Annotated in this window: 28 protein-coding genes and 2 pseudogenes; 16 read left to right on the top strand and 14 right to left on the bottom strand. The window is 67.8% G+C overall.

The features are described from left to right. The first annotated feature begins 39 nt into the window (after nt 1-39). Nucleotides 40-624 carry a hypothetical protein gene (locus AB4Z09_RS09285; protein WP_254622503.1) on the top strand — a complete coding sequence of 195 codons (585 nt, stop codon included), beginning with the start codon at nt 40-42 and terminating at the stop codon, nt 622-624. A 44-nt stretch (nt 625-668) separates the two neighbouring features. On the opposite strand, the gene AB4Z09_RS09280 is transcribed toward AB4Z09_RS09285, so the two are convergent. Next, nucleotides 669-1,160, bottom strand: coding sequence for a hypothetical protein (locus AB4Z09_RS09280; protein ID WP_442239616.1), 492 nt, complete (start codon nt 1,158-1,160; stop codon nt 669-671). Between AB4Z09_RS09280 and AB4Z09_RS09275 the strand changes: the two genes are divergently transcribed. Beyond that, on the top strand, nt 1,153-1,365 hold the full coding sequence (locus tag AB4Z09_RS09275; RefSeq protein ID WP_442239615.1) for a hypothetical protein: 213 nt from the start codon (nt 1,153-1,155) through the stop codon (nt 1,363-1,365). The two genes, AB4Z09_RS09280 and AB4Z09_RS09275, sit on opposite strands and share 8 nt — an antisense overlap. Nucleotides 1,366-1,805: 440 nt before the next feature. Further along, nucleotides 1,806-2,426, top strand: a complete 621-nt coding sequence (locus AB4Z09_RS09270; RefSeq protein WP_442239614.1) for a hypothetical protein — start codon at nt 1,806-1,808, stop codon at nt 2,424-2,426. Between the two features lie 156 nt (nt 2,427-2,582). Here AB4Z09_RS09270 and AB4Z09_RS09265 read toward each other — a convergent pair whose 3' ends face one another. The 3 genes and pseudogenes from AB4Z09_RS09265 to AB4Z09_RS09255 all read right to left on the bottom strand — a co-directional run. Continuing rightward, complete coding sequence (locus tag AB4Z09_RS09265) at nt 2,583-3,437, bottom strand: IS3 family transposase (protein WP_442239613.1); 855 nt, start codon at nt 3,435-3,437, stop codon at nt 2,583-2,585. Then, nucleotides 3,434-3,763: a helix-turn-helix domain-containing protein gene (locus AB4Z09_RS09260; protein ID WP_258557683.1), complete on the bottom strand. Its 330-nt coding sequence runs from the start codon at nt 3,761-3,763 to the stop codon at nt 3,434-3,436. The genes AB4Z09_RS09265 and AB4Z09_RS09260 overlap by 4 nt, the downstream gene beginning before the upstream one ends. 72 nt (nt 3,764-3,835) lie before the next feature. Then, nucleotides 3,836-4,024: pseudogene (locus AB4Z09_RS09255) on the bottom strand (hypothetical protein); the annotation flags it as partial. Between the two features lie 347 nt (nt 4,025-4,371). On the opposite strand from AB4Z09_RS09255, the gene AB4Z09_RS09250 reads away from it, so the two are divergent. The 3 genes from AB4Z09_RS09250 to AB4Z09_RS09240 all read left to right on the top strand — a co-directional run bounded on the left by AB4Z09_RS09250 (nt 4,372) and on the right by AB4Z09_RS09240 (nt 5,692). Next, on the top strand, nt 4,372-4,914 hold the full coding sequence (locus AB4Z09_RS09250; protein ID WP_442239612.1) for an HNH endonuclease: 543 nt from the start codon (nt 4,372-4,374) through the stop codon (nt 4,912-4,914). A gap of 81 nt (nt 4,915-4,995) precedes the next feature. After that, nucleotides 4,996-5,172: a WhiB family transcriptional regulator gene (locus AB4Z09_RS09245; RefSeq protein WP_442239626.1), complete on the top strand. Its 177-nt coding sequence runs from the start codon at nt 4,996-4,998 to the stop codon at nt 5,170-5,172. Between the two features lie 193 nt (nt 5,173-5,365). Further along, entirely contained in the window at nt 5,366-5,692 is a 327-nt protein-coding gene (locus tag AB4Z09_RS09240) for a hypothetical protein (RefSeq protein ID WP_442239611.1), read from the top strand. A gap of 128 nt (nt 5,693-5,820) precedes the next feature. Here AB4Z09_RS09240 and AB4Z09_RS09235 read toward each other — a convergent pair whose 3' ends face one another. Then, nucleotides 5,821-5,976: a hypothetical protein gene (locus AB4Z09_RS09235; RefSeq protein WP_442239610.1), complete on the bottom strand. Its 156-nt coding sequence runs from the start codon at nt 5,974-5,976 to the stop codon at nt 5,821-5,823. A 161-nt stretch (nt 5,977-6,137) separates the two neighbouring features. Between AB4Z09_RS09235 and aspS the strand changes: the two genes are divergently transcribed. Next, a complete protein-coding gene (gene aspS / locus AB4Z09_RS09230; RefSeq protein ID WP_442239609.1) occupies nt 6,138-7,043 on the top strand; it encodes an aspartate--tRNA(Asn) ligase in 906 nt (301 codons plus the stop codon). A 173-nt stretch (nt 7,044-7,216) separates the two neighbouring features. On the opposite strand, the gene AB4Z09_RS09225 is transcribed toward aspS, so the two are convergent. Together AB4Z09_RS09225 and AB4Z09_RS09220 are read right to left on the bottom strand one after the other, a co-directional pair. Then, entirely contained in the window at nt 7,217-9,586 is a 2,370-nt protein-coding gene (locus tag AB4Z09_RS09225; protein ID WP_442239608.1) for an ABC transporter permease, read from the bottom strand. After that, complete coding sequence (locus AB4Z09_RS09220; RefSeq protein WP_442239607.1) at nt 9,583-10,482, bottom strand: ABC transporter ATP-binding protein; 900 nt, start codon at nt 10,480-10,482, stop codon at nt 9,583-9,585. Before AB4Z09_RS09220 ends, AB4Z09_RS09225 begins: the two co-directional genes overlap by 4 nt. A 411-nt stretch (nt 10,483-10,893) precedes the next feature. Between AB4Z09_RS09220 and AB4Z09_RS09215 the strand changes: the two are divergent. The 4 genes and pseudogenes from AB4Z09_RS09215 to AB4Z09_RS09200 form a co-directional block, all read left to right on the top strand. After that, a pseudogene (locus AB4Z09_RS09215) lies at nt 10,894-11,094 on the top strand (SDR family NAD(P)-dependent oxidoreductase); the annotation flags it as partial. A 375-nt stretch (nt 11,095-11,469) separates the two neighbouring features. Further along, nucleotides 11,470-13,104, top strand: a complete 1,635-nt coding sequence (locus AB4Z09_RS09210) for a GAF domain-containing protein (RefSeq protein ID WP_442239606.1) — start codon at nt 11,470-11,472, stop codon at nt 13,102-13,104. Between the two features lie 79 nt (nt 13,105-13,183). After that, nucleotides 13,184-14,116, top strand: coding sequence for a universal stress protein (locus tag AB4Z09_RS09205; RefSeq protein WP_174910308.1), 933 nt, complete (start codon nt 13,184-13,186; stop codon nt 14,114-14,116). A 109-nt stretch (nt 14,117-14,225) separates the two neighbouring features. Further along, the gene (locus AB4Z09_RS09200) at nt 14,226-14,648 is read left to right on the top strand and encodes an Hsp20/alpha crystallin family protein (protein WP_114722467.1); all 423 of its coding nucleotides are present in this window, start codon (nt 14,226-14,228) and stop codon (nt 14,646-14,648) included. Here AB4Z09_RS09200 and AB4Z09_RS09195 read toward each other — a convergent pair. From AB4Z09_RS09195 to ppsA, 3 genes are read right to left on the bottom strand one after another with little or no spacing between them, the layout of a single operon-like run. Then, nucleotides 14,632-15,564, bottom strand: a complete 933-nt coding sequence (locus tag AB4Z09_RS09195; protein ID WP_217487126.1) for a universal stress protein — start codon at nt 15,562-15,564, stop codon at nt 14,632-14,634. The two genes, AB4Z09_RS09200 and AB4Z09_RS09195, sit on opposite strands and share 17 nt — an antisense overlap. Then, complete coding sequence (locus AB4Z09_RS09190; RefSeq protein WP_174910306.1) at nt 15,561-15,986, bottom strand: CBS domain-containing protein; 426 nt, start codon at nt 15,984-15,986, stop codon at nt 15,561-15,563. The genes AB4Z09_RS09195 and AB4Z09_RS09190 overlap by 4 nt, the downstream gene beginning before the upstream one ends. Nucleotides 15,987-15,989: 3 nt before the next feature. Beyond that, nucleotides 15,990-18,305, bottom strand: coding sequence for a phosphoenolpyruvate synthase (ppsA, locus tag AB4Z09_RS09185; RefSeq protein WP_442239605.1), 2,316 nt, complete (start codon nt 18,303-18,305; stop codon nt 15,990-15,992). A 192-nt stretch (nt 18,306-18,497) separates the two neighbouring features. On the opposite strand from ppsA, the gene AB4Z09_RS09180 reads away from it, so the two are divergent. Both AB4Z09_RS09180 and AB4Z09_RS09175 read left to right on the top strand, forming a co-directional pair. Next, nucleotides 18,498-19,307, top strand: a complete 810-nt coding sequence (locus AB4Z09_RS09180) for an Acg family FMN-binding oxidoreductase (protein WP_442239604.1) — start codon at nt 18,498-18,500, stop codon at nt 19,305-19,307. A 14-nt stretch (nt 19,308-19,321) separates the two neighbouring features. Then, nucleotides 19,322-19,477 (top strand): hypothetical protein, encoded by a 156-nt coding sequence (locus tag AB4Z09_RS09175; protein WP_442239603.1) that lies wholly within the window; start codon nt 19,322-19,324, stop codon nt 19,475-19,477. A 22-nt stretch (nt 19,478-19,499) separates the two neighbouring features. Here AB4Z09_RS09175 and AB4Z09_RS09170 read toward each other — a convergent pair whose 3' ends face one another. The 3 genes from AB4Z09_RS09170 to AB4Z09_RS09160 are packed head-to-tail and all read right to left on the bottom strand — an operon-like array spanning nt 19,500 to nt 21,143. Next, nucleotides 19,500-20,051, bottom strand: a complete 552-nt coding sequence (locus AB4Z09_RS09170; RefSeq protein ID WP_114722394.1) for a flavodoxin domain-containing protein — start codon at nt 20,049-20,051, stop codon at nt 19,500-19,502. Continuing rightward, nucleotides 20,039-20,227 carry a hypothetical protein gene (locus AB4Z09_RS09165; RefSeq protein ID WP_429516264.1) on the bottom strand — a complete coding sequence of 63 codons (189 nt, stop codon included), beginning with the start codon at nt 20,225-20,227 and terminating at the stop codon, nt 20,039-20,041. Before AB4Z09_RS09165 ends, AB4Z09_RS09170 begins: the two co-directional genes overlap by 13 nt. Nucleotides 20,228-20,252: 25 nt before the next feature. Continuing rightward, nucleotides 20,253-21,143 (bottom strand): universal stress protein, encoded by an 891-nt coding sequence (locus tag AB4Z09_RS09160; protein ID WP_442239602.1) that lies wholly within the window; start codon nt 21,141-21,143, stop codon nt 20,253-20,255. Nucleotides 21,144-21,313: 170 nt separating this feature from the next. Here AB4Z09_RS09160 and AB4Z09_RS09155 point away from each other — a divergent pair, with 170 nt between their 5' ends. The 3 genes from AB4Z09_RS09155 to AB4Z09_RS09145 all read left to right on the top strand — a co-directional run bounded on the left by AB4Z09_RS09155 (nt 21,314) and on the right by AB4Z09_RS09145 (nt 23,411). After that, nucleotides 21,314-21,946 carry a response regulator gene (locus AB4Z09_RS09155; RefSeq protein ID WP_174910296.1) on the top strand — a complete coding sequence of 211 codons (633 nt, stop codon included), beginning with the start codon at nt 21,314-21,316 and terminating at the stop codon, nt 21,944-21,946. Between the two features lie 175 nt (nt 21,947-22,121). Continuing rightward, a complete protein-coding gene (locus AB4Z09_RS09150; protein WP_442239601.1) occupies nt 22,122-22,802 on the top strand; it encodes a hypothetical protein in 681 nt (226 codons plus the stop codon). Nucleotides 22,803-22,853: 51 nt separating this feature from the next. After that, the gene (locus AB4Z09_RS09145) at nt 22,854-23,411 is read left to right on the top strand and encodes a hypothetical protein (protein WP_442239600.1); all 558 of its coding nucleotides are present in this window, start codon (nt 22,854-22,856) and stop codon (nt 23,409-23,411) included. A gap of 68 nt (nt 23,412-23,479) precedes the next feature. Here the strand turns inward: AB4Z09_RS09145 and AB4Z09_RS09140 are convergent, their stop codons facing one another. Further along, nucleotides 23,480-26,110, bottom strand: coding sequence for a cation-translocating P-type ATPase (locus AB4Z09_RS09140; protein ID WP_442239599.1), 2,631 nt, complete (start codon nt 26,108-26,110; stop codon nt 23,480-23,482). Between the last annotated feature and the right edge of the window lie 54 nt (nt 26,111-26,164).

Genomic DNA, 26,164 nt, shown 5'->3' with positions numbered 1-26,164 from the left:
GTCGGTACCTGCGCGACGATCGTCACTCGCGGAGGCGAGATGAACATCGGCAGCCTATCCGTCCCGATCCCTGACGGCAGCCTCAAGATCGCGGGCGGCGTCAAGTACGAGCTGCTGCCCAGCGGCGACTTCAAGGATGTGTTCGTCCCACAAGCAGGAACGAACTACGGCGTGCTGTCGACACCCATCACCATCCCTGGTGGTGTCTTCGGAGTCGACACTCCGCTCGGCGCGACACAGGTCAAAGCGCAGGTCGAGGCCGTCGGGCTGCCCTCCGTTGACGTCCTTGACGCCAAGGTCAGCCTGCCTGTCCGCATGAAGCTGTCCAACTCGCTTCTCGGCGACAACTGCTACATCGGCTCGGCCAGCAAGCCGATCACCTTCAATCTCACGACCTCGGGAAATCCGCCGTCTCAGCCGATCGGCTCCGTCCCTGGCGCGGTGTTCCCGAACGTCGCGCATACCGACAACAGCTTCTCAGTTCCGGCGGCCAGCGGCTGCGGTTTCCTGGGCAGCTTGAACTGGGTCGTCAATCTTCGGGCCGACACTCCCTCTGCAGCCGGGAAGAACTCACTGACCACGCTCAGTGACATCTACACGGCCGCGGCCTGGATGGTGGCGTAGCCGGACGGCCGTCCCGGTCTGCACGCCATTGAAGGCAGTTCCACTCACGTGGGCTGCCGGATGAAACACATCAACTGTCTCAGAAACATGAAGGGGAAGACCATGACTTCGTCCCGTTTCATCTCTCGCTCCATGGCAGTCGCTGCGTCCACTGCCGCTTTCGCACTCGCATTCACCGGGCTCGCTTCCGCGGCCACCACCATCACGCCCGCTGGCGGCACCGTCACTGCGACCAACGTCGACACCAGCGTCACCCCCAACGTGAACGTTCCCATGGTCTTCACGACCACCGGCGGGGTCGTGCTGCGATGCACCAGCGTCACGGGTACCGGCACAATCCCCACGTCGCCCGGAAACACGAACACGGGCACCGGCGGCGTCAATGTGAGCATCGCTTCGGTCGGGTTGAGTGGCTGCTCCCTGCAAGGCCGCCCGGCAACGGTCGCGACGTCCGGTGCGTGGACCCTGAACGGGAACAACGATTCCGGCTCGCCGAAGGGCACGATCACGATCCCGAACGGTGGGGTCGTGGTCACCTCGGGCGCGTGTTCGATCACGGTCAACGCGACGACCACGCCGCCGCTCCCGTACTCCAACGGCCCCGCCTACAAGGCGACGGCGACGGGTGCGGGCCCGATCAACTTCACGTCCAATGGCGGTACGACGTTCTGCCCCGCCGCTGGTCCGGGCACGGCGACCATGGACGGTGCCCTGTTCTTCCCCGGGGTCAACATCACGTAGGCATTGGCGCGTGAACGTTCGGCGAGCCTTTCGCGTGGAAGGCCCGCCGAACCTCGGTTCCACCAAAGGTATTCGACGCACACCCCTACAAGAAATCCAGGAATGACATGACCATTCGCAAGATCAGATCCAAGGCCCTCCCCGTCGCGGCAATCGCCGCAACCCTCGCGGTCCTCGGGGGTGGAATCGCCTCCGCGCAAGACGGAGGGTCAGCCGCAAGTTCGGGATCGGAGGGAAGCTCGGGCAGCTCCAGCGGTTCGGAGTCGTCGGGAGGGTCCGGGAACTCGAGCAGTTCGGGGTCATCGGGCAGCCCGGTCTCCGGCTCACTGGGCAGCCTCAGCACCAGCTCACTCGGCTCCTCCGGTAACCCAGCGTCAGAACCCCTCACCTTCGACGGGTGGGGAAAATGCCCGGTCGCCGGTGACGACATCGGCACCTGTGTGACCGTCGTCGTCCGCGGCGGCGAAATGCAGATCGGCGGACTGAAAGTACCGGTCCCCGACGGGGGCCTCAAGATCGCGGGCGGCGTGACCTACGTCGAGGACGGAAACGACTGGAAGGATGTCTTCATCCCGGAGCCCGGCACCAATTTCGGTGTCACATCAACCCCCATCACCGTGCCCGGCGGTGCACTCGGCATCGACACGCCGTTGAACCTCACCCAGATTCAATCGACAGTCGAAGCCGTCGGCATGCCGTCCGTCGACGTACTGGACGCCGCCGTGTCCATGCCGGTGCGGCTCAAGCTCGAGAACCCACTCCTCGGCGACAAGTGCTACCTCGGATCGGAATCCAACCCGATCACCCTCAACCTCAAGACCACCGGGAACCCGCCGTCCGAACCGATCGGCGGCGGCACCCCAGGAGCCGTGTTCCGGGCGGTACCGCACACCGACACCACATTCGCGGTGCCCGCAGCGACCGGCTGCGGCCCCCTGGGATCGCTCAACTGGGCGGTGAACCTGCGCGCCAGCACCCCGTCGGCGAGCGGACACAATTCCCTGGCCACCACCAGCGACGTCTACAACGTAGCTGGATTCGAGGTCACACCCCGCCAATAGAAGCACGATTGCCCTGACGGGATCCTGCAGGGGACCGCGCGAGAACCGTCAAGGCGCCGGACCCCCCGAACGACTCGGCTAGCCTCCGCAGCAGGAAGGGGCCTGCGAGCAAAAATTTGAACTGGTCCCCGATTGTTGGACTGGCTAAGTGAAAGCCTAGGCGGCGAGGGCCTGGGCCCGGTATTGCACCGGGCTCAGGCCCTCGAGTCGTGTGGAGATCCGTTCGGTGTTGTACCAGTGGATGTAGTCGTCCAGGGCGGTGGCCAGGGCGTCGATGTCGAGGTATCGGGTGTGGTGGAAGAGTTCTTCTTTGAGGTGGCCGAAGAAGTTCTCCATCACCGCGTTGTCGTAACAGTTCGCCTTGCGGGACATCGATTGTTTCGCACCGGCATCGGCGAGTAGCTGCCGCCATGACGGGTGCTGATATTGGAATCCCTGATCGGAGTGCGCCAGCAGGTTCTTCCCGTCGTCGACGGTCGCGAGGGCCGATCGCAGGGAGCTGTTGGTCAGCTCCAGACTCGGTGACGGCCCGAGCGAGTAGGCGATGATCTGGCGGTCGAACAGATCCATAATCGGCGACAGATACAGCTTCCGGTCACCGACCCGGAACTCGGTCACATCGGTGACCCACTTGCGGTTCGGGGCGTCGGCGGTGAAGTCGCGGTCGAGCAGGTTCGCCGCGATCACGCCGACCCGACCCTGGTAGGAGGTGTATCGGCGCTTGCGGCGGACCCTGCAGACCAGGCCGAGTGTGCGCATCAACGCGAGCACGGTCTTCTTCGCCACCCGCCAGCCGGCCCCGACCAGCACCTGGTGGATGCGGCGGTGCCCGTAGCGGCCGCGGCAGTGTTCGAACGCGTCGGTGATCGCGGCCTTCAGCTCGGCGTTCGGGTCCGGGGCGTGCCGGCGCGCCTGCTGGTAGAAGAACGTCGACCGGGCCAGCCCGGCAACGTCGAGGAGCACATCGAGACGGTGCTCGGCCTTGAGGGAGACGACGGCATCGACCCTCACCGTCGTTGCTGCGCCCTCAAGGCCCGCAATTTTCCCAGGTAGGCGACCTGCGCCCGCAGCACCTCGTTCTCCCGGCGCAGCTGTTCGAGCTCGCTGACCTCACCCGGCTCGGCATCGGCCGGCTTCGGAGGACGACCCAGCTGTCTCGGACGCAGCCCGTCCTCGCCTTCGTTGCGGTACGTGCGCGCCCACGTCTCGATCAGTTTCGGCGAGGACAGGTCGAACTCCCTCGCCAGGGCGACTTTCGTTTCGCCCGCAAGGAACCGGCGCACTACCTCGAGTTTGAACTCGAACGAGTACGACCGTCTGTCCGGACGCTTGGCCACCAGCGCTCCTCTGCCTCGAACCCGCCACCGGTCATACAAGCGATCGATCGCCGAGTGGCTCGCACCCAACATCCTCGCGACCGCCTGACCGGCCCAACCTGACTCGAACAACGCTACCGCTGTGACCCGCTGGTCCTCGGACAGTGAACTCGTCGGCCTCAAAACTGCTCCCCGGAAGTCGGAACTGAATTTCTCAGTCCAACTTCCGGGGAGCAGTTCAATGCTCGCAGGCCCCTTCTCATTTCGTCGCTGCCGCGCCATGGCTTGCGCTGGCGATCTGCAACAAATCCTCGGAATGTGCCTCGAGTCGTGGCACACTGGACAGCCGGAAGTCAGTCAACGATCAGGAAGGAGCAGTCGGATGTACACCAACATGTACTCGCAGTGCATGCAGCACCGGCTGATTCAGCGCCTGGTCCGGATTTCCGAAAACCCCGGCACTGCAGCTGGATTCCGCGTCCTCTGACGCCCCTCTTCTCGGGGCGTGTTCGCCCCCGAGACGACACTCACCTTCCGGTGACCTGTTGGCCGACCCTGGTCGGCACGGGCCACGCACACCTCGAGAACCCGCCACTCCCCCTGCGAGAGAACGCAGGTTGTCGATTGTCATGGCCCGCACATCCCCCACCGCGATCACCGCGATCACCTGGATGAACACCCGCGTACGCGTGCTCAACGCGACGTACGAAGAGTTCGACGTCGTACCCGCCGCACGCGCGGTGGTGCTGGTCGCCGAAGAACTCGCTGTCACGCTCGTCGAGCACACGCCGCGGTTCGTGGTGCGCTCCCAGCACGTCGCGATCCCGCTCCCCCGCACGATCCAACTGCTCGAGTACGTCCACACCCCGCCCCGGCCGATCGTCGACGACGACACCCGGGCCACGTTCCCCGCGATCCTGGCGCGCGACCACTACCGGTGCGCGTACTGCGGCCGCAAGGGCGCGGACACCGTCGACCACGTGTTCCCCAAAAGTCGAGGCGGAGACGAGTCGTACGGCAATCTCGTCGCCGCCTGCGCCCCCTGCAACCAGGTCAAGGCCGACCGCACACCGGAGGAGGCCGGCATGCCGCTGCTGTGGATCCCCCGGGCACCCCGAGCCGACCTCAAGCGCCAGCGCGCGATCTGGCGCGACCTGACCCCCACCCCGTGAATCGCCTTGAAAGGAGGCACAACCGATGACCACCATGATGACCCTCGCTGACCTGCTGCCAGCCACCGACGACACCACCGACTGGGACGTCGCCACCCCGACCGATGGTTCCCGGACCCGAGCGAGCCCTTCGACTACACCGCCAGGGTCTGCGCACGCTGCCCCATCGCGGCCGAGTGCGGCGACTACGCGGCCGCCACCGCTCAGTCCGGTGTGTGGGGTGGACGGGAGTACCGGCGAGGGCGCATCGCGCGGTAGCTGACGCAACGGCTCGCCAACCGCGGGGTGAACCAGGTGCTCCAGGTTCACCCCGCTAGGCGCGTGCTGGTTGCGTACACGCGTCGGCTACGGTCCAGCCATGGGTATCCCCGACAGAGGATCCGGCACTGCTGACGGCGAACGCACACAGCGCCTGTTTGTGCGGGTGGCCTCTGGGCCCACCCTCTACTGGGTGTCCGGGGTTGCCATGGGCTACTACCCGTCCGAACGGGTCAGCTGGGAGTCGGGCGAGAGTTACTGGGAGAACGCGCTCAAGTGGATCAACCTGCCGTTCTTCGCCGTCCTCACCGTCGTGTGCTTACTCGCCGAAGTCCTGTATCGCACAGGCAGACTCCCCGCGCTCCGCGCGCTCGCTCTGGCCCCCTTCATCCTGATCCAACTCCGGTTCGCGCTGTGGTTGCTCTACTACCCGATCGCCGGGCTCCTATGGATCGGTCTTGGCAGCGCAATTGCACTCACCGTCGCGGCAACCAAATTCGGTCACCCCCGCAGGCTGTAGCCGTCGGTGTCGGCCGATCGCCCGCGCAGCTAACCCTCCGTATCCGCGCTTTGGAGGTCTCAGTGGATCGGGCCATCCCCGCGAGCGTCAGCGGCTATCGGGCATCAGAAGCAGCGCCAGGTGGCTCCTTACTCGAGCCCGGCAGCCTGCACTGAATCGAGCACCTCCGCGGCGGTGAGCCCGAGGACAGGTGTCAGAGCACTCAACTCGCGAATGTCGACGGAGTGCGCGAGGTTCTCGATTGCGGTGTACACCTCTCGGGACACGCCCGAGAGTTCGACCATCTCGTCCACGGTCAACCCGCGCGCGATCGGCTCGCGACCGTGACTTTTGTCGTCGTCCGAGACCGTTCCGGTTTCGCGCAGGTCGTGGTGACCGACCCTGCGATCCGTGACGAAGTCGCGAACCTGCCGGACTGACCTGGCGCCACCCCACACGCCAGGCCGTGTGGAAGATCTCAGCGGCCGCCATGGCCGGATTCCGCAAGCACCTCGACGGGGCAGGCTTCACCGAAGTCACGACCCCCAAGATTGTCGACCAGTCTTCGGAGTCCGGAGCCAACGTCTTCACGGTCGACTACTTCGGCTCGCCCGCTTACCTCGCGCAGTCACCCCAGCTCTACAAGCAGATGCTCGTCGGGGTGTTCGAACGCGTCTACGAGATCGGACCGGTCTTTCGGGCGGAGTCACACGACACAGCCCGGCACCTGGCGGAGTACATCTCTCTTGACGTCGAATTCGGCTTCATCGACGACCACCGCGACGTCCTCGCGTTACTGCGGGACACCCTCGCTGCCGTCATCGACCACATCGACCACATCGGCGACACCGCTGGCGACGACGTGGGTGCTCTGAGCATTGACTTGCCGGTGGTCCCCGAGCAAATGCCGGTCCTGCACTTCACCGACGCGCTCGAACTTGTCGGAGCCCCCCTGGGCGAACCTGACCTGTCGCCGGAGGATGAGCGCACCCTGGGGAAGTGGGCCAAGGCGGAGTTCGACTCGGATTTCCTTGCAGTGGAGGGCTACCCGTCCGCGAAGCGGCCGTTCTACACCCACCCGCAACCCGACGACCCCCGTTGGACCAACTCGTTCGATCTGCTCTTCTGCGGACTCGAACTCGTCACGGGCGGACAGCGTCTGCACAACCATTCCGACTACGTCTCAGCACTCGAAAACAGGGGCGAGGATCCCGCGAACTACTCCTCCTACCTGGAAGCAATGGCACACGGAATGCCCCCACACTGCGGCTTCGCCATCGGCCTCGAGCGACTTGTCTCACGACTACTCGAAGCCGACAACATCCGCTACGCCACCCTGTTCCCCCGGGACATCCACCGCGTCCAACCCTGACAGTACCGGCGGTGCGGGCGGGACTTGCCCGCACCGCCCCAAGCTCGACACGGTGCCAACTACTTGACGCAAGATATCATTCTTCGACATACCCGGCGATACCCACGCAAGACGGAACGGACGACGCCTGATGGCACCACTATTTTCGGGTAAACTCGTGCGAGTCCAATCGATCATTCGAGATGCTGCCCCGACTCCGTGTCCATCCGTGAATGACCCTCCGGTGCGCGAGTTGGTGATATGCCCTCGGTTGGGTGGGCGATCTTGCTGTCTCGGCGTCCACCGGTCCGGGGGAACCTCACTGGTTCGACGGAGCGATAGCCGATCACCGCAGCTGCGGCTGCGACCACGACGGCGCCCACGCTGACCACCCAGGTCCAGCCACTGAGCCGCAGTGTGGCCACACCCTCTCCGAGCACCGCGGTGGGGAAGAGCGTCAGCAGGCTGGCAAGGATCGCGATCACGGCAGCTGCGGCGACCCCCGCAGTAACTTCGACGATCAACCGCGTCGTCCGCTGCGCACGTGTCGTGCCCTGCCTACGCAGTGCGTGCAGCGCGCTCTTGCGGCCATAGACGCCAAGGACGATGGATCCGGACAGCGCAGCGGCGCAGTAGACCACGAGGACCGCAATGACCAGTGCGGAGCTGGGATCAACCTCGACCCGCCCCTGAGCGCTCAAGCCGCCAAGCGATGCCGTGCTTCCGGCGTTGTTGGCACCGGTGACGAGGCGCGCGGCCGAGTACGGCGCATAGCTGGCCGCGGCGACCGTCGTATTCGGCATCAGCATCTGGCCGAAGATCAGGTCCCGGTCGTAGGTGAACCGCATCGTCAACGTCTGTGTCGACCCGTCCGGTAGCGGGACGGGGTACTGCTGGCCCACGTCCCAACCACGTTTGCCTGCCAGAGACGTCGACGCTGCGAACTCATCGGCCTCGAGGCCCATCGCGGCCCCGGTGGTGCAGCCGGGATCGAGCAGACCACTTGCGAGCATGGCGGAGGGCACGCCCACCACCGTCCAATCGGCGTCGTCTGGGGTGTCAGCGCCGGGGATCTGCTCACGAATGAGCGCATCCCCGAAATCGGTGGCGGGCTCTCCCGACGCCTCCACGCCCACGGTGCTTTCGCTCGCCTGATACTCGTATGCCGCGCCGAGGGTCGGCTGCAACCCGAACAAGGTCGAGACAAGGGCTACGGCAACCAGGACCGGTGTACCCACCGAGACGATGAACCCGTCGTAAAACTTGATGTCGTCGGCAACGAGTCTGCCCAGCCGACGATCGACAACCGCCCATCCGGCGCCCATCAGGCTGGCCAGCGGCAGCACGATCCACGGCGCGAGCAACGCTGCGATGGGCGCGAGCAACATCACCATCGAGAACCCGATCATGGCCCCGGACACTCGGTCCAACAGAACCATCGGCAYGATCATCGTCGCGCTGGCCGCGATCAGAATCAGCCCGCCGATGAGTCGTCCCTTCGTCCGCGAGGAGCGTTGCCGGCGAGGAGGCCGCAACGCATCCGACGGCGCACACTTCCAGACCCGACGCATCGAGACGCTGCCGGACAGGACCGCAACCGCGAGCACCGCCAGTCCCGACAACAGCACCCCGGCCAACAGCCCGAATCCGAGACGCCACGTCACGCGCGGGTCGACGACTCCGGTGCGATGCAAGAACGTGAGCAGGCCCCAACTCGCCGGGAAGCCGCACACGAGACCAACGATGGTCGGAATCACGGCGGCACCCAGAAACGTCTGCAGGTGCAGCCGAACCGTCTGCACCCGGCTGGCGCCGACGGCGCGCACCACCGCCAACGCCGGCAGCATGTGCACGGTCACGAGCGCCATCAGAGATGACAACACAACCACAGCGAGGAGTACGACGAACCCCGTGATTGTCAAAACTGCCTCCAATGCCCCTGCGAGATCAGGTGTCTCGACAATCCCCAGGTCGCGCGCCGCCGTGTCGATGTTCGATGCCAACCAACCACAGCCCGCGGCCACACCGGCGGTGTCCGCAGCCGCCGAGCCTGCCCCTGCCACCGCGATCGCAGCCGCGCGGTCGCTCCCGGCGATTCGTTGAAGAACGTCATCGTCGACGACTACGGCCGCGAGAAGGTCGCTGCGAGCAACCTCGGTGTCGGCCGAATACGCCAACCCCTCGACGCGTCGCACGTCCGCCGTGTGTGGCTGTGCTTCGACGGTCATCGTCTCGGTGAGCGAGCGGCCGACCAGCAACGTGGGAACCCCATCGACGGTCGCGCGGCGAATCGTGATCGGTGTCGCGCGAAGCGCGGAGTCCACGTTCTGCAGCCGAGTCTCGACCTCTGCTGCCGAGCACGACGACGAAGGAGTCGACACCAAGGCCGCGGTGTCGGCACGAAAGGCTCCATCGGTGCTCGGCTTCGTGGACGCGAACAGTCCGAGCAACGCCCCGAGGGCCGAACACACGAACGCGGTCGTGAAGACGACGAACGCGACCGCCCGCCAGGCCGCGGAATCGTTGCGCCGCAGTGACTGACCGATGATCGACGCGCCGGTCATAGCTGCGCTCGGGCAGTCAACTCGCCGTCGACCAGTTCCAGCACATCGTCCGCGGCTCGGGCCGCCCGTGGATCGTGGGTCACCACGATCACGGTCGCCTGATGAACGACGCACAAGTCGCGTAGGAGCGCCATCACCTCGGCCGCACTGTGGTCATCCAACGCCGAGGTCGGCTCGTCGGCGAACACCACGGACGGACGCATCACCAGCGCCCGCGCGATCCCGACGCGCTGCTTCTGGCCGCCCGAAAGTTCACCCGGCAGCCGCGAGGAGAGGTCTCCGAGGCCGACGCTCCCCAGTAGATCCTGCGCTCTGGCGGTAATCTCCCGCATCGGCGCACCCGACAGTCGAGCCGGCAGAAGGACGTTCTCGATCACCGGCAGCGACTCGATCAGCGAGTGCTGTTGGAAGACGAACCCGACCTCCGATCTGCGGAGCTTGGCGAGCTTCCGGTCCGGCAGGAGCGTCAGGTCGATGCCGGCGAGCCGCACACTGCCCGAGGACGGTTGAGCCAACCCCGACGCGCACTCGAGAAACGTGGTCTTACCGCTGCCGGACGCACCGAGCACGCAGTACAGCCGGGACACATCGAAATTCGCATTGACACCGTCGAGGACCAACGGGCCCACCGGATCGTACTGCTTGGACACGTTGCAGAGCATCAACCGCTTGATGTTCCCCACCCCCGCTTCATTGATTTCAAGCTCGCTATTGGCAACGAAGCCCGAGACACCCACTAGCCCAACAACATGCGTTCGGATCACGAGGGCGTAAACCGCAACCACCGACCATACCGGCCGTCCGGCTTTTGTGGAAGCTCGTTGGGCTCGCGTAATGACCGCAAACATGAGACAGGAAGACTGCGCCGCGCAGATCGATGACCAGGGCATCACCATCAAGCGCTAGTCGGCGTCCTGCGTACCCGGCCGGCACGTGTGACCGAGTCTGGTGACCTTACTTGCCGGGCTGTTGGTATCACTCGCACGTCGCGAACCGCTGCCGCGTCCGGGCAGCCTGAACAAATTGCCAACTACATTGGCCATAAAGGCGCCGCACGGTCGTCATCTCAGTTGTCACTCCGCAGGTCAGAACTCCGAGAAATGGCAACTACGGTGGCGATTCACCCGGATGTGAATCGCCACGCTGGTCGGCAAATCGCCACCACAGTTGGCAGAGCTGTCACCGCGCTCGGCAAATGGACGGTGCAGTCGGTCCGGCCGAGTGCGCCGGTGCCCGCTCGACTCGAACGTTCGGTGCCTGCGGAGTTCGGATCTCGGCGCCTTCTCCTTCCATCCAGCTGGCAGTGGGTCGACGGCGAGCGCGGTGTCATCGTCAACACCGAATCTGTCGCGGCGTTCGAGGGTCAGATCGGGCAGGCCGCATACTCGGCATCCAAAGGCGGGATAGTCGGTGCCACGCTGCCGATCGCGCGAGATCTGGCGTCGCTTCAGATCCGGGTGAACACGATCGCCCCGGGCCTGTTCAAAACTCCGCTGCTCGGCACTCTCCAGTCGTAGGACACCGCCACGTCGACGGTCTCCGTGTGCAGGATCGAGCTGTACGAGGCCATAACGTCGGTGTGGAGTTGGGTCGCCGGTGGCGGTTCCCCGGGAAGGCAGCTGCAGTGCCAGCCTGCGGTGGACTGACGACCACACCTGCTGCGTCGGCCCCYCGGGCGCTCTCCCCCTCCCCGGGGCTCCCACCCGTCTATTCGTCACAGTGGCGTAATGATCGGTTCCCGCGTACCACGCGAATGACGCTGGTTGTCCGAATCGTTCGAGGTCACGGCCCGGACCGCGCGCTCATGGGACAATGGCGGTGTGTCTCGCCGTGCGAGTCCGGGTGCAGACCCGGGCGCTGGTACTCAACTCGGGCAACACGAGTTGAGCCTCGATGCATGCCGGACACGAGATCAGCTCGAGAAGCTCGTGCACGCGATACTCGATGTCACGACCGGACTGGATCTCGACGACACCTTGGGCCGCGTGGTCGAGTCGGGCATGCGGCTGACCGGTGCTCGATACGGGGCGCTCGGTGTCCGAGAATGTGGACAGACCCGCTTGGCGCAGTTCATCCACCGTGGGATCGACCCGGCGACCGTCACCGCTATCGGTGAACTCCCCCAGGGCCGCGGCGTTCTCGGCCTGGGATTCGAGGAGCAGGCGGTACTGCGCCTCGACGACGTCGAGCGGCATCCGTCCGCGGTGGGGTTCCCGCCCGGTCATCCTCGGATGCGCACCTACCTGGGTGTACCGATCCGGGTGCGCGGAACTGTGTTCGGGAATCTGTACCTGACCGAGAAGCGGGATCGGGCCTGCTTCACCGAGGACGACGAGAACACCGTGCGGGCATTGGCGTCGGCGGCCGGCATCGCGATCGACAACGCGAGGCTTTACGAGCAGTCCGAGTCGAGACGCAGTCGGCTCGAGGCGCTGCGGGACGTCAGCACCGAGTTGCTCGCCGGCGGCGATCCCGCGTATGCGGTGCAGGTGGTGGCCGATCGTGCGCGTGAACTGACCGATGCCGACCAGAGTTTCGTGGCGGTGCCGTCCGATCCGGATCTACCGGCGGACGATGTGGACCACCTTGTGATCACCGTGGCGTCGGGTCCCGAGTCGACGAGGGCCGTCGGCCAACGGATCCCGGTGGGCCGGTCCAGTTCCGGCGCGGCCTTCCGGACCCGGACGCCGAACAGTACCGACCATCTCGAGTACGACGCATTCGGCAGCGCGGTAAGGGATTTCGGTCCCACGTTGATCGTGCCGTTGCGGGCGTCCGACCTTGTCGTCGGCGTTCTGGTGACGCTGCGGCGTCGGGGACGTTCGTCGTTCGATGCGGACCAGTTGGCGCTGATGACGTCGTTCGCGGATCAGGCGGCCCTGGCGATGCGACTGGCCGCCGCACAACGTGAACAGCAGGAGCTGTCGTTGCTGGCCGATCGTGACCGGATTGCACGGGACCTGCACGACCACGTGATCCAGCGCCTTTTCGCGGCGGGGCTGTCTCTGCACGGCACGCTCAGGTTGATCGACTCCCCCGCGGCGCGTTCACGTCTCGACGCGACCATCGACGAACTGCAGGCCACCGTCGGCGACATCCGGACCGCTATCTTCGACCTCCACGGCGGCGATGCGGCGGCCGAGTCGTTGCCTGCCCGGTTGCGCCGGGCGGTGGCCGATCTGACCACGGAGAGTCGCATCGGTACGGAGGTGCACATCGGCGGAGGCCTCGACACGGTCGGCCCGGTGTTGGCCGATCATGCCGAAGCCGTGGTCCGGGAGGCGGTGAGCAACGCGGTCCGGCATTCGGGGGCCGACCGGATCTCCGTCGACGTGCGGGGCGGGGACCGACTGTCGGTGGAGGTCGGGGACGACGGCCGTGGTGTCGCCGATCCCCCGGATCCGAGCGGCCTGGTCAATCTCGCCGCGCGGGCGGACGAGGTGGACGGGGAGTTTCGGTTCGATTCGACTGTGGGCGTCGGCACGCGGGTCCGCTGGTCGGCGCCGTTGCCGCGGTGAGCGGGTGACCGTGGCGGCCGAGGGCCAGTAGTGGAAGAGTCCGCTGCACGGGCAGTTCCTCGGCGACGTGGAGGTCGGCATGGACACGGGCACGGATTCCGACGCGGGTGAGGACACGACGGACGACGCCGGCCGGGGTGCGATCGTGGTCGGCGTCGACGAATCCGAGGCGGCGTTCGACGCGTTGCACTGGGCGGCGGGCGTCGCGCGGCGGCGACGGATGCCACTGCACGTCGCACACGTGCTGCCGACTCCCGGGGTCTACCTGAGTGAGGCCGCGGTGCTCATCCAGGCCCAGTTCACCGAGCAGTTGGACGAGGCGGCCCACCGCGTGTTGGCGCGTGCCCGGCAGGAACTCGGCGCCGTTCATCCCGGCGTCGAGTTCACGACCGGGATCTATCCGGGGCCGCCGTCGGCGGCGCTGCTCGACGTCGCGGACGAGGCCGAGCTTCTCGTGCTGGGAGCCACCGGGGCGGGCACGATCGGTGCGGCGCTGGTCGGTTCGACGGGGCAGCGTGTCGCGAACCATGCACGGTGCCCCGTCGTGGTGTGCCGGGGCGGGCGCACCGGACGCGGGGACGCCCGCCCGGTGGTGGTGGGCGTGGACGGGAGCGAGGCGAGCACCCGCGCGGTCCGCGCCGCGTTCGCGTTCGCTGCCCTGTTCGGGGTTCCGCTCGTGGCGGTGCACGCGTGGGGCCCGGACCGGCCGATAGATCGCTACAGCGCGTTTCGGTTGGTGGACTGGCCGCGGGTGGCGGCCGAGGAACGAGCGGTCCTGTCCGAGTCGCTGGCGGGGTTCGCGACCGACCATCCCGAGGTGGAGGTCGTCAGTCACCTCGAGCGACGCAGTCCGGGGAAGCTGCTGCTCGAACACTCCGAGCAGGCCCAGTTGGTGGTGGTCGGTAGCCGGGGGCGGAGCCGGCTCACCGGTGTCGTGCTCGGGTCGACGAGCCAGAACCTGCTGCATCACGCGAGTTGTCCGATCATGATCTGCCGGGTCTCACCTCGGTAACGCTGCGAGGCACCACCTCGGTGACATAGGACCCTGCCTTCCTCGCACCGAACGGAGTCGAATGGAGTGGCGACCGATTGCGCGGTCTCCACGACAGCGAGGAGTGATCATGTCCAGTGTTCCGGCCCGGCGCCGTTCGGTGTTTCCGGACCTGTCCGAACTGTTCGACGCCTTCCCGGTGACAGGGTTCCGACCGCCGTTCGGCGGCAATCTGATTCGTGTCGAGGATCGGGTCGAGAACGACCGCTACATTCTGCGGGCCGAGCTTCCGGGGTTGGATCCGGAGAATGACATCAAGGTCAGTGTCGCCGACGGTCAACTGACGATCGAAGCGGAACGGTCCGAGGAGAAGTCCGAGGGCGGTCGGTCCGAGTTCAGCTACGGATCCTTCAGTCGCACGGTGGCGTTGCCTGCCGGTGCCGACGAGGAGAAGGTGGACGCGAGTTACTCGAAGGGCATCCTCGAGGTGACGGTGGGGCTGACGGCGAAGACGTCGGGTGCCAAGCAGATCCAGGTCAAGCCGGTCGACTGACCCCGGGCGACCGATCGCCGGGGGCGGAGCGGACGACCAACAGCGGACACGTCACGGTGTGCAGCAGCGCGGTGCTGGTGGATCCGAGTGTCATGCTCTCGAAGCCGCCCCGCCCGCGGTTTCCGACGACGATCAGCCGGGCACCGTTTCCGCGCATCAGGAGATTGCGTACGGGCCGGTCCTGCACGACGATCGGACGGACGGCCACGTCCGGGTACTTTTCCTGCCACCCGGCCAGGCTTTCCGCGAGCACGGCCCGCTCGGCGGCCTCGGTGGTCAGCCACGGGAGACGGCTGGTGCCGGCGGACGGATCGAACGGGGAGCCGATCGACAGGTCGCGGTCTGACCACGCGTGTACCGCCACCAGTTCCGCACCGTGCAGCGAGGCTTCCTCGAACGCGGCGGCGACCGCCGGTTCACTGGCGGCAGTGCCGTCGACCCCGACGAGGACGGGGCCGTCCACCGGGGGCTCACCGGGGTGGGGCCATCCCGGGATCACCGCGACCGGGCAGTGGGCGTGCCGCACGAGCGCCGAGGTGACGGATCCGACGAGCCCGCCGGTGAACTCCCCCAACCCGCGGGTCCCGAGGACGATGGTGCGCGCGGTCCGTGAGTGCTCGAGCAGCGCGTTGACGGGGGTGGACTGCGACAACTCGGTGCGGGTGTCGACGGTGCCGCCGGGGATCTCGGCGGCCGCGAGCGCCACCGCGTCCTCGACGGCCCGCTCACCGGAGATCCGGAGGTCGTCGGTGAACGGCGACGACATACCGATGCCGCCGGGGCTGACACTCGACACGAGGAGCAGGGGCGCACCGTGGGCGTCGGCCTCGTGCGCCGCCCAGCGAACGGCGTCACGCGAGGTGGGCGAGCCGTCGACACCGACGACGATCGGGCCGTTCGGCAGGCCGTTGGTCATGGGGTTCTCCTCGGTGGTGCGGGCCCGGTCTCGCGGTGTGCGAGCGCCCGCACCAGTTCGAGGCGGGTGATCATCCCGATCGGCGTGAACCCGCGGACGACGGGCACCGCGCAGGTGCCGGGTTCGCCGAGGGCGGCTGCGACGTGCTCGATATCGGTGTCGGCGGTCATGGCGAGGACGGGTGTGGCCATTGCATCGGTGACGCTACCTCCGACGGCCTCCCCGATGTCGGACGATTCGAGAAGGTTCCGGATCCGTTCGAGCACATCGGTGGCGGTGACGAGGCCGACGAGGTGCCCGGAGGCGTCGACGACCGGCAGCGAGGTGTCCGGGGTGCCGGCCAGCAGTCGCACCGCCTGCGCGAGCGTGGAGTGCTCGCCGACGACGACGATCCGGCTGGTCATGATGTCGCCGGCGCGCATCGGTCAGGCCTCCCCGCGGGAGGGCCCGCGGGCGTGTTCGAGCAGGACGCGCTGTTCGGCGGACGCGATCACGTGACGGGTGTGTGCCGCCGAGTCGGCGGTGACCGAGACGGAGGTGATGCCGCGCCGCACGAGATGCTCGGCGAGTCGCGGATCGGTGGAGACGGCCTGTCCGCACAGCGACGTGGTCAGGCCGGCGCGGCGGGCGGTGTCGATGATGCGGTCGATGGCGTCGAGGACGGCCGGGTCCATCGTGTCGAACAGGTCCTTGCAGATCTCGGAGTCCCGGTCGACGCCGAGCATCAGCTGGGTCAGGTCGTTGCTGCCGATGGAGACGCCGTGGATCCCGAGCCGGGCGTACGCGGGAATCCAGTACGCGACGGACGGCACCTCGGCCATGATCCAGCGGAGCATGCCGTGGTCGGTGCCGAGCGGATGGGCGTCGAGTTGGGCGAGGCAGCGGGCGAGTTCCCAACGGGTCCGCACGAACGGGATCATCAGGTGCACGTTCGGTAGGTGCCGCCGGACCCGGTGCAGCACGTCGAGGTCGAGTGCGAACAGTTCCGGTTCGCGGACGTACCGGAAGCAGCCGCGGTATCCGATCATCGGGTTGTCCTCGTCGGGTTCGACGTCGCCGCCCTCGAGTTCGGCGAATTCGTTGGAGCGCAGGTCCACCGCCCGGTAGACGACGGGGCGGGGCGCGAAGGCCGCGGCGATGTGTTCGACCCCGGCGGCCATCTCGTCGATGTACTCCTGGCGCCGCCCGTCGGCGATCATCGCCGCGGGGTGGGCGCCGCCGAGCGCCCCGGTGATCATGAACTCGGCGCGCAGCAGCCCCACCCCGTCGACGTCGGTCGCGGCGACGCGCTCGGCGGCGTCGGGTGTGGCGAGGTTGACGTACACGGCAGTGGCCGTCGTTGCCGCGGGGGCCGCGCGCACCGGTTCGGCTGTGCGGCCGGGTTCGGGCTCCGTGGTCGCAGGGCGCGCGCCGGCGTGGACGGTGCCGCGGTCCCCGTCAACGGTGACGAGGGTGCCGTCGGCGATCGTGGTGGTCGCGTCGTGGGTTCCGACGACGACGGGACGGCCGAGTTCGCGGCCGACGATCGCGGCATGACAGGTCACTCCCCCGCCGTCGGTGACGATCGCTGCGGCGCGGCGCAGGACCGGCAACCAGTCGGGGCGGGTCATGGGTGCGACGAGGATGTCGCCGTCGGCGAGGCGGGCCGCGTCGGCGAGTTCGGTGAGGACCCGGGCGGTTCCCGTGGCGGTGCCGGGGCCGGCGCCGAGTCCGTGTGCCAGTGGGGTTGCCCGGTCCGCTGTTCGTGCCGCGGGTGCGGACTGCCCGCTGTCGCCGAGGGTGGTGATCGGGCGGGTCTGCACGAGCCACAGCTGTGGTCCCTCGAACGCGAACTCGAGGTCCTGCGGTTTGCCGTAGTGGGCTTCCACCGACGCGGCCAGCTTCGCGACCTGCACCACCTGGGTGTCGGCGAGCACCTGGCCGGTGGCGTCATCGGTCGAGAGTTCGACGCGGCGGTCGCCGGTGTCGGAGGGTTCGATCGCGAAGGCTTGGGTGCCGAGGTGTCGGTCGAGGACGGTGAAGCCGTCCTTCGCGACCACGTAGGTGTCGGGTTCGACCTGTCCGCCGACGATCACCTCGCCGAGGCCGAGGGCCGACTCGATGACGATCCGGTCCCGCGCGCCGGTGCGGGGGTCTGCGGTGAACGCGACGCCGGAGCGATCGGAGCGGACCATGCGCTGCACCACGACCGCGATCGACGGCTCGTCGTCGTAGTTGCGCAGAATCCGATAGGTCAGTGCCCGTGGGGACCACAGCGACGCCCAGCACTTGCGGAGCGCGTCGATCAGGGCGTCGACGCCGACGACGTCGGTGTAGCTCTCGTGGATTCCGGCGAACGAGGTGTCGGCGGCGTCCTCGGCGGGCGCGGAGGAGCGCACCGCGACCGACACGTCGTCGCCGAGGTCCCGGTACGCCCGCTGGATCTGGTCCTGCATGTTCTCCGGGAGAACGACGTCCCGGACGAGGCGCTGCAGTTCCTCGGCGGCGCGGGTGATCCGGGCGTCGTCGGCGGTGCGGGATGCGACGCCGCGCGCGGCGAGGTCGGCGCGGATACCGGCCGCGTCCATCGCCGCGAGGTACGCGTACTCGGGAACCGCGAAGCCCGGCGGCACCGGGAAGTGGTTGCGGGTGAGTTCGCCGAGGTTGGCGGCCTTGCCGCCGACCAACGGTGCGTCCGCGAGACCGAGTCGGTCGATGGACGCGGTCCAGCGCTGTTGTGTCCGGGCAGGCTGAGCGGTCATGGTCCGAGCTCCTCGGTCGGGACGCGGTGGTCGGTCACCGTCTGCTCTTCAGCAAACACCCGGCCGGGTGCGCTCGACAGGGCCCAAGGTCATCGGACGTGCCTGGCCCCGCGTGGTCGGTGCGTGGTCGGTGCGGAAAGGGCCCTTGGGCCCTTCCCCGGTCCGTGGCGCCGCGACGAGACTCGGTTGATAATGGCAGCCGGTGTGGCACTCCAGTCCATTCGAGAGGCAGTCGAGACGGCCTGCCGGGCGCCGTCGTTGCACAACAGTCAGCCGTGGCGGTGGACCATGTCCGGCGGCCGACTCCAGTTGCACGCCGACGGCTCCCGTTCGGTTCCTGTCGCCGATCCGATCGGCCGGCAGATGGTGATCAGTTGCGGTGCCGTGCTGCACCATTTCGCGGTCGTGATCTCCCGGTACGGGTGGGGCGCGGCGGTCGAGCGACTCCCCGACTCGCGGAACCCGATGCACCTGGCGACGGTGGCGTTCGAGCCCTTGCCCCGGTCGCGGGCCGCGGACACCGAGAACCGGTCGGATGCGTTGCGCACCGCGATCGCCCACCGGCGCACCGATCGCCGTCCGTTCGCCGCCCCGCGCCCCGCGGATCTCGTCGGCGTGGACGAGGATCTGGTCCCCCGGTTCGGGGCGTCCTTGACGATGCTCGGCGAGGACGGCCCGTCTCGGATGGCGGAGGCGGCGCGGAACAGCGCCTCGATCCGCCGCTACGATCCGGCCTACCACGCCGAACTGTATTGGTGGGCGGGCCATCGGCTGCCCGACCAGGGTATTCCCGGCGCGGCGCTGCCGGCCGAGGGCGCCGTCCCGGTCGGTCGCGAATTCCCGGTGGGTACGCTCGCGTCCCCGGAATCGGGCCCGGACCGGGCCGCGCTGGCCGTGATCAGCACCGAGGCCGACACCCGACTGGACTGCTGCGCAGCGGTGAGGCGCTGTCGCACGTCCTGCTCACGGCCACGTCGCGAGGCCTGGCCACGTGCCCCCTGACGCATCTCACCGAGGTGTCGGCGAGCCGGGCGCTGGTCGGTGATGCGGGCGCCGACGCGGGTGAGCGATTCCCGTTCCCTCAGATCGTGGTCCGTATCGGCGCCCGGCCCGGTGGTGATGCGCCGCCGATGACGGGTCGCCGTCCGGTCGACGAGGTGTGGCGGGCGTGAGGATCGAGAGGGTACGCGGCGGTCAGGAGTGGGTCTGTCGATCGATCTCGACTGCGATGTCGTCGGCCCATGCCTCGACTGCGCTCCATTCCCGGTAGTCGCCGTAGTGGCCGCCCATGGCGCGGAAGACCATTCGCCCGGCCCGACCGGTGTCGGCCGCGTCCGTGGCGCAGAAGCGGCCGCTGAAGCGGTGGTGCCCGCGGAGGTGGGTCCGGGCCCGTAGCTGCTGGACCGCGGTCGGCTCGCGGGTGCGCAGCATCCGTCGGAGCAGCGCCGTGACGGGGCGGGCGAGCGCGCTTCCCTCGTCGCCTACCATCCCGACCGAGAACGCCCAGACGGGGAGTTCCTCGGCGCCCGCGGCGAGATGGTCCACGAACCGCGCCGCCGTCGGTAGCCATTCGCTCTCGTGTACCGCACTGCCGATGACCAGGGTGCTCGGTCGCGTGCCGGCAGGTATCTCGGCGCAGTCGCGGACCTCTACGTCCAGGCCGCGGTGGGTCAGCCGCCGGCCGAGGCTGCGGGCGATCCCCGCGGTCGACCCGTGAGCCGACGCGTATGCGATCAGGGTCGGCATTGTCCGCCGTCCTCGTCTGCCGGAAGGCGGTCGAGGTCGGGGTGGGGGTGGGGGTCCGGGCCGCTCGGCCCGCTGACGACGCACGGTCGGCGCCGTTCGAACGCCCGCGCGATCGCATCGCCGACATCCACGGCGGAACCGGCCATCAGGTAGATCTGCGCGTCGAGCCTGCCCACAGCGTTCCCTCCGGTCGGTGGCCGGTCATGTTCGAACGATCATCAGCGGGCATGTCGCCGTGTGCAGGAGCGTCGTGCTGGTGGAACCGAGCAGCATGCCCGCGAAGCCGCCGCGCCCGTGGCTGCCGACCACGAGCAGTTCCATGTCCGCGGACTGCTCACGCAGCTCGTCCGCCGCCTGCCCCCGCACCACCATCGGTGACACGGCGGTCTCGGGGTAGCGCTCCTGCGAGCCGGCGAGGCTCTCGGACAGGACCGCCCGCTCGGCGACCTCCACCTGGTCCCACGGCAGGTCGAGTTGGTCGTCGAATGCCGTGGACAGCGCGAACGGCGACCAGGTGTGGATCGCGACGATGTCGGTGCCGCGCAGCGCCGCCTCCTCGAACGCCACGACCAGGGCCGATCGGCTGTTCTCGGAGCCGTCGATACCCACGACGACGGCGCCGGTTCCCGAAGTCTGACCTGCCTGTCCCCGGATCACGACAACCGGGCAGTGCGCGTGGGTGGCGAGGGCGGTGGTCACCGAACCGGCGAGCACCGCGGTGAGTCGGGTGAGCCCGCGGCTGCCGAGGACCATCATCCGTGCCGACTTCGAGACCTCGATCAGGACCGGCCGCGCCGAGCCCTCGAGAACCTCGGTCGTGACTTCGGTGGCGTCCGGGTCGGTCAGTGCGGTGCGGGCGATCGCGGTGGCCTCCGTGAGGTGCGCGTGTACGGCGCGGTCGCGGTCCGTGAAGTAGCTCGGCGGCAAGCGGATTCCGTCGCCGTACGGGGTGGGCGCACCCAGCGCGGTCACGATGTGCAATCTGCGACGGTGGTACCAGGCCTCCCGCGCCGCCCAGCTCACCGCGGCATACGACGTCGCGGATCCGTCGACTCCCACGACGATCGGCGATTCGGACTGGGCACCGTCCACGGTCGCTCCTCCAAACACGTTCGCGTCCCCCCATCGTTTCGGTGTCCGTCGCACGCGGGTAGGGCCGGAAGTCCCGGTGTCCGCGACCCGGTCCTGGCTGGGCCGAGTCCGCAAGGTCGTAGGAGTCCGCAGGTCGTAGGATCGGATCGAATGCACCTGGAGGTGCTCGGATGTTGACCGTCTTTCTGGTGGACGACCACGAGGTCGTGCGGCGTGGCCTGGCCGAACTCATCGACGCGGACTCCGAGATGGAGGTGATCGGGCAGGCGGAGAACCGCTCGCAGGCGCTGGCGCGGATTCCGGCGCTGCGGCCGGACGTCGTACTCCTCGACGTCCGGTTGCCCGACGGGAGCGGTATCGATGTGTGTCGCCAACTCCGCACGCGTCTGCCGGAGCTCCGCTGCTTGGTGGTCACCTCGTTCCGGGACGAGCGCGCGATGCGGGAGGCCACCGCTGCCGGCGCGAAAGGCTATGTGGTCAAGGATATTCGGGGAATGCAGCTGGTGGAGGCCGTGCGGGAGGTTGGGGCCGGTCGCACCCTCCTCGACAGCCGTGTGGGGCGGCCCACGCCGGCGAAGGTGCGCGGGGATGGTCTGCCGAGCGATCTGACCGAGCAGGAGCGGCGACTGCTGGTGTTGCTCGGTGAAGGACTGACCAACCGGCAGATCGCGGCACGGATGTTCCTTGCGGAGAAAACGGTGAAGAACTACGTGTCGCGGCTGCTGGCGAAGCTCGGGGTGGAGCGCCGTACCCAGGCCGCGGTCCTGGCGACGAAGTTGCAGGTGACCGACGGTATCGACTGACGTGCCGCCTACAGCGTGTCTTCTGATCGATCGCGCCCGGTCAACCCATGGGTTGACGGAGGATAACCGTTCGCACCTCCAACGGCTCGCGACACGGATGCCTTGCGTTCACCGATTCGTCGCCGAGTGATGGCATCGTTCGGCTGCCCATCGAGGACGAGAGAAGGCGACAGAGATGCGCGAATCTATGCGACGCAGGCGTTTTACCTATCCAGGCGCACTCGCGCTGTGCGTGATCGCGGCATTCGCGATCGCGCAGCCGGTGGCCGCGGCACCGCGGCAAGCATCCCCACAAGATCTCTGGACCGTGCCGACCCGACCAGCTACCGACTTCACAATCCTGGTGGCCTACAGTTTCGGCAACCGGATCCCTGCCGGAGTGGATCCGACGCGGACGGTGGGTCAGCCGGGGCCGGTCAACGAGGCGCTGGCGGACGCCGTCGTCGCGACTCGCGGAACTCGGACGGTACCGATCTACGCGCAGACCGAAATCGCATCGGTCCTGCACGGCAAGTATGGATTGACCGACGTCATTGAAATCGGCCCGGATCAGACACCCGACGGCACGCTCGTCTATCTGTCGACCGACGGAGTCGCGAAGAAGGTCGCGTCGTTGCGCGGCCCACGCGCTGGCGATGATGTTGTCGGCGTCATCGCGTTCAGCGACCACCAGTGGCGTTCGGTCTACACGACTGTCGCGGCGGGGTTCCACGCTTACGGCCCAGCCGGTATAGCGATGCCCGCGACCTACGACCCGTTTTCCGGACAAGACTGGACCCGCAGCCGGGAGAGCTATCTGCCCCGCGACATCGCAGGGCGGGTCTCGTTGCTACCGCAGTTGGTCTCCGCCAGCTAGCTAGTGCGTGTCTCGTGGATAGCGGCGGCTGGATCGGCGACACTGCTCGTTGTGTCGCGCGCCGACTACCCTACCGATGACCAGTGGTCGTCGATCGAACCGCCGGTTCCCTTCCCCGACGGATTACGGGGGGTGCCAGGGCGGGGTGCCTGTGGACCAGTGTCGTTCACCGACGGATCGTTCTTCGACGACCGGCTCATGAGCCGCGCCGGACAGGACTTCCGGAGGCATTCCGGGCGTGGTAACGGACCAGAAGAACGACGACATCCGCACGAGGAAGTGGCCATGACGTTCGCCATCATCATCTCCGTCGTCCTCATCGCCGGCAGCATTGGCTACATCGCGTACCTCTTCATCCGTGACCACCGAATTCGATCACAAGGGCGCGACATCCGGGCCCTGGTGGAGGACGTCCGCCATATCAGCACAAACGACAGTGGTGCGGTGACGATCCGATACCGACTCTCCTGGCGCGAGAACGGTGAGACGAAACACCTGGAAGGTGAGGAGACCATCCCCGGGTTCTACTCGCCGAACGTGCAGAAGGGATGTGAGGTCAACATCCGATACCTGGATGACCACCACATCCTGTTCGTCTTCGACCAGTAGGGCGGCCGCCCAACCCCGGCAGCGGGGGCCTCTGACTCGACCGGATGCAGTACTCCAGGAGACACGCCCTAGTCCTGCCGGTGACGGCCGCGCAACCGCTTGTAGGCGTAGTCGGCGGTGAGCAGCGTGGGCATCCCCGCGATCGCCACGACCCATCCGGCGATCGACGGCGGAGACTGCCCGAGGACTTTTGCGATCGGCCCGACCGTCAGGAACAGCAGCAGGATGGCGAACTCGGCCGCGACCGCCCACAACAGCATCCGATTACTCGTCCACCCGAGCCGCCAGACCGGCCGGGTCGCGCTGCGGCAGGCAAACGCATTGGCGATCTGGCCCAACACGACCGCCGTGAACGCCGCGCCGGACGCGGTCACCAGGACGGTACCTGCGGGCGGCTCTCCGCCCAGGTGCCAGCCCGCCAGCGACAGCACGACTATGAACGCGAGCATCTCCACGATCGATTCGACGGGTCCGAGCACCGCGAACACGCGAGTGAGCAACTTGCGGTCCATCAGGTGCCGGCGCTCCGGCGACTGGGTCATCACCCGCTTGCTGGGTGCCTCACTGCCGAGCGCCAGTGCCGGCAGCAGATCGGTACCGATGTCCAGGCACAGGATCTGGAGGACACCGAGCGCGAGCGGCACGTGGCCCCCGGACAGGGCCCAGATCACGAACGGCGTCAGCTCGGCGACATTGGCGGTCAGGTGGTAGGTGAGGAACCTGCGAATGTTGGCATACGTCGCGCGGCCCTGCTCGACGGCGGCGACGATGGTGGAGAAGTCGTCGTCGAGAAGTACCAGGTCGGCAGCCTCGCGTGCGACGTCGGTGCCTCCCGCACCCATCGCCACCCCGATGTCGGCCTCTCGCAGCGCGGGGCCGTCGTTTACACCGTCACCGGTCATCGCGACCACCTGGCCGCGGGCCTGCAATGCCTTCGCGACACGCAGCTTCTGCTCGGGCGAGACGCGGCTGACGACGACGCCGTCGTGATCGAGCATTTCACCGAGTGTCGTCTCGTCCGCCGGCAGATCGGCTCCTTCCATCACCGTCGCGTCGGCGCCGACCAGTCCGATCTCACGTGCGACGGCCACGGCGGTCGCGGGGTGATCACCCGTCAACATGACGACCTTGATGTGCGCGCGACGGGCGTCGGCCAACGCGTTCGGCACGGTCGACCGGGGCGGATCCTCGATCCCGAACAGGCCGAGCAGAGTCAGGTCGCATTCGATGACGTCGACCGCGTCCCCGGCGACGTCGGGCGTTCCTGGGGGCAGGTCCCGGTTCGCGACGGCCAGGACCCGTAACCCCCGGGCCGCCATCTCGTCGACGGTCTCGTGCGCCGCAGCGACGGTTGCGTCGTCCGGTCCGGTGCAACGCGGCAGGACCGAATCCGGCGCCCCCTTGAGCATCAGGGTCCGGCCGACGACGACCGACTCACGTCGGCGCACCGGGTCGAACGCGTACCGTCGGTCGGCCGTGGCCCGCACCGAATCGGTACGGCCGACGATCCGCCGGGAGAAGGCGTCGATAGCCGCCTCCATCGGGTCTCCGACGACGGCCCATTCGCCATCCCCGGTCGGGGTGTCGGTGTCGCGGACGATGCCGCCCTGTGACGCCGTGATCGCGGTCCGGCCCAGGCGCTCCGCCGCTGCGCGTGCCGTAGCCGGGCCGGTGATCTCGGCGGTCGGTTCGTATCCGACGCCGGCGACGGTGAGGGATCCGTTCGGGGTCCACGCCTCGGTGACCGTCATCCGGTTCTGGGTGAGTGTGCCGGTCTTGTCGGTGCAGATCACGGTGGTGGAGCCGAGGGTCTCGACGGCCTCGAGGTGCCGCACCAGGGCGTTCCGGTGCACCATTCGCTGGGCACCCATCGCGAGCGAGAGCGTGACGGTGGGTAGCAGGCCCTCGGGGACCAGAGCGACGGTGACTCCAACTGCGAACAGGAAACCGTTGTGCGCGGGCGCGCCGAGTGTCAGCGACAGGGCGAAGAATGCGGAGCCGACCCCGAGCGACAGCGCCGCGATCGTGCGGACGACGCGTCGCAACTCAGTGGCTAGAGGACTCGGCGGGCGTCGCACGCCGGCGGTCATGGACGCGATATCGGCGAGTCGGGTGTCGGCCGCGGTCGCCGTCACGACGCCGTCACCCTGGCCGCCGACAGCGAAGGTGCCGGCCCACGCCTCGCTGTCGGCGGACTTGTGGACGGGTTCGCTCTCCCCGGTGAGGGTGGATTCGTCCACCGCGAGATCGTGCGATACGAGCACTCGGACGTCGGCGGGAACCCGGTCCCCACCGGCGAGGGCGACGGCATCCCCGACCACGATCTCGCTCGCGTCGATGGTGCGCAGTTGGCCGTCGCGTCGCACGACGACCGCGGCCGGAAGGAGGTCGCGGAGTCGTTCGGCGGCCTTCTCCGCCCGCTGTTCCTGCACGTACGCGAAGATCCCGTTGACGAGGATCACGACGATGATGGCGATCGCCAACTGTGGCATGCCCGCGATCGCGGCCAGAGTGGCGGCGATCCACAGCATGATCGCGAAGAAGTGCGTCAGCTCGGCAACGAGTTTCCGCCACCGCGGCACGGGACGGGCGGCCGGCAGACGGTTGGGGCCGTCGGCGCGAAGGCACGCGGCCGCGTCCGGGGAGGACAATCCGATTGTTGCGGCGGCGGACAGCTCGTCCGTCGAGACTCGCGCCATACTCCGCTCCATCCGCCCGGATCGACCGCCCGGACTCGACACTGCCCCTGTCCG

It is taken from the genome of Rhodococcus sp. TAF43, from assembly GCF_052113525.1.
Lineage (GTDB): Bacteria > Actinomycetota > Actinomycetes > Mycobacteriales > Mycobacteriaceae > Prescottella.
Note: the sequence above shows the minus strand (reverse complement) of the source record. Positions and strands in the feature narration are given on the sequence as shown.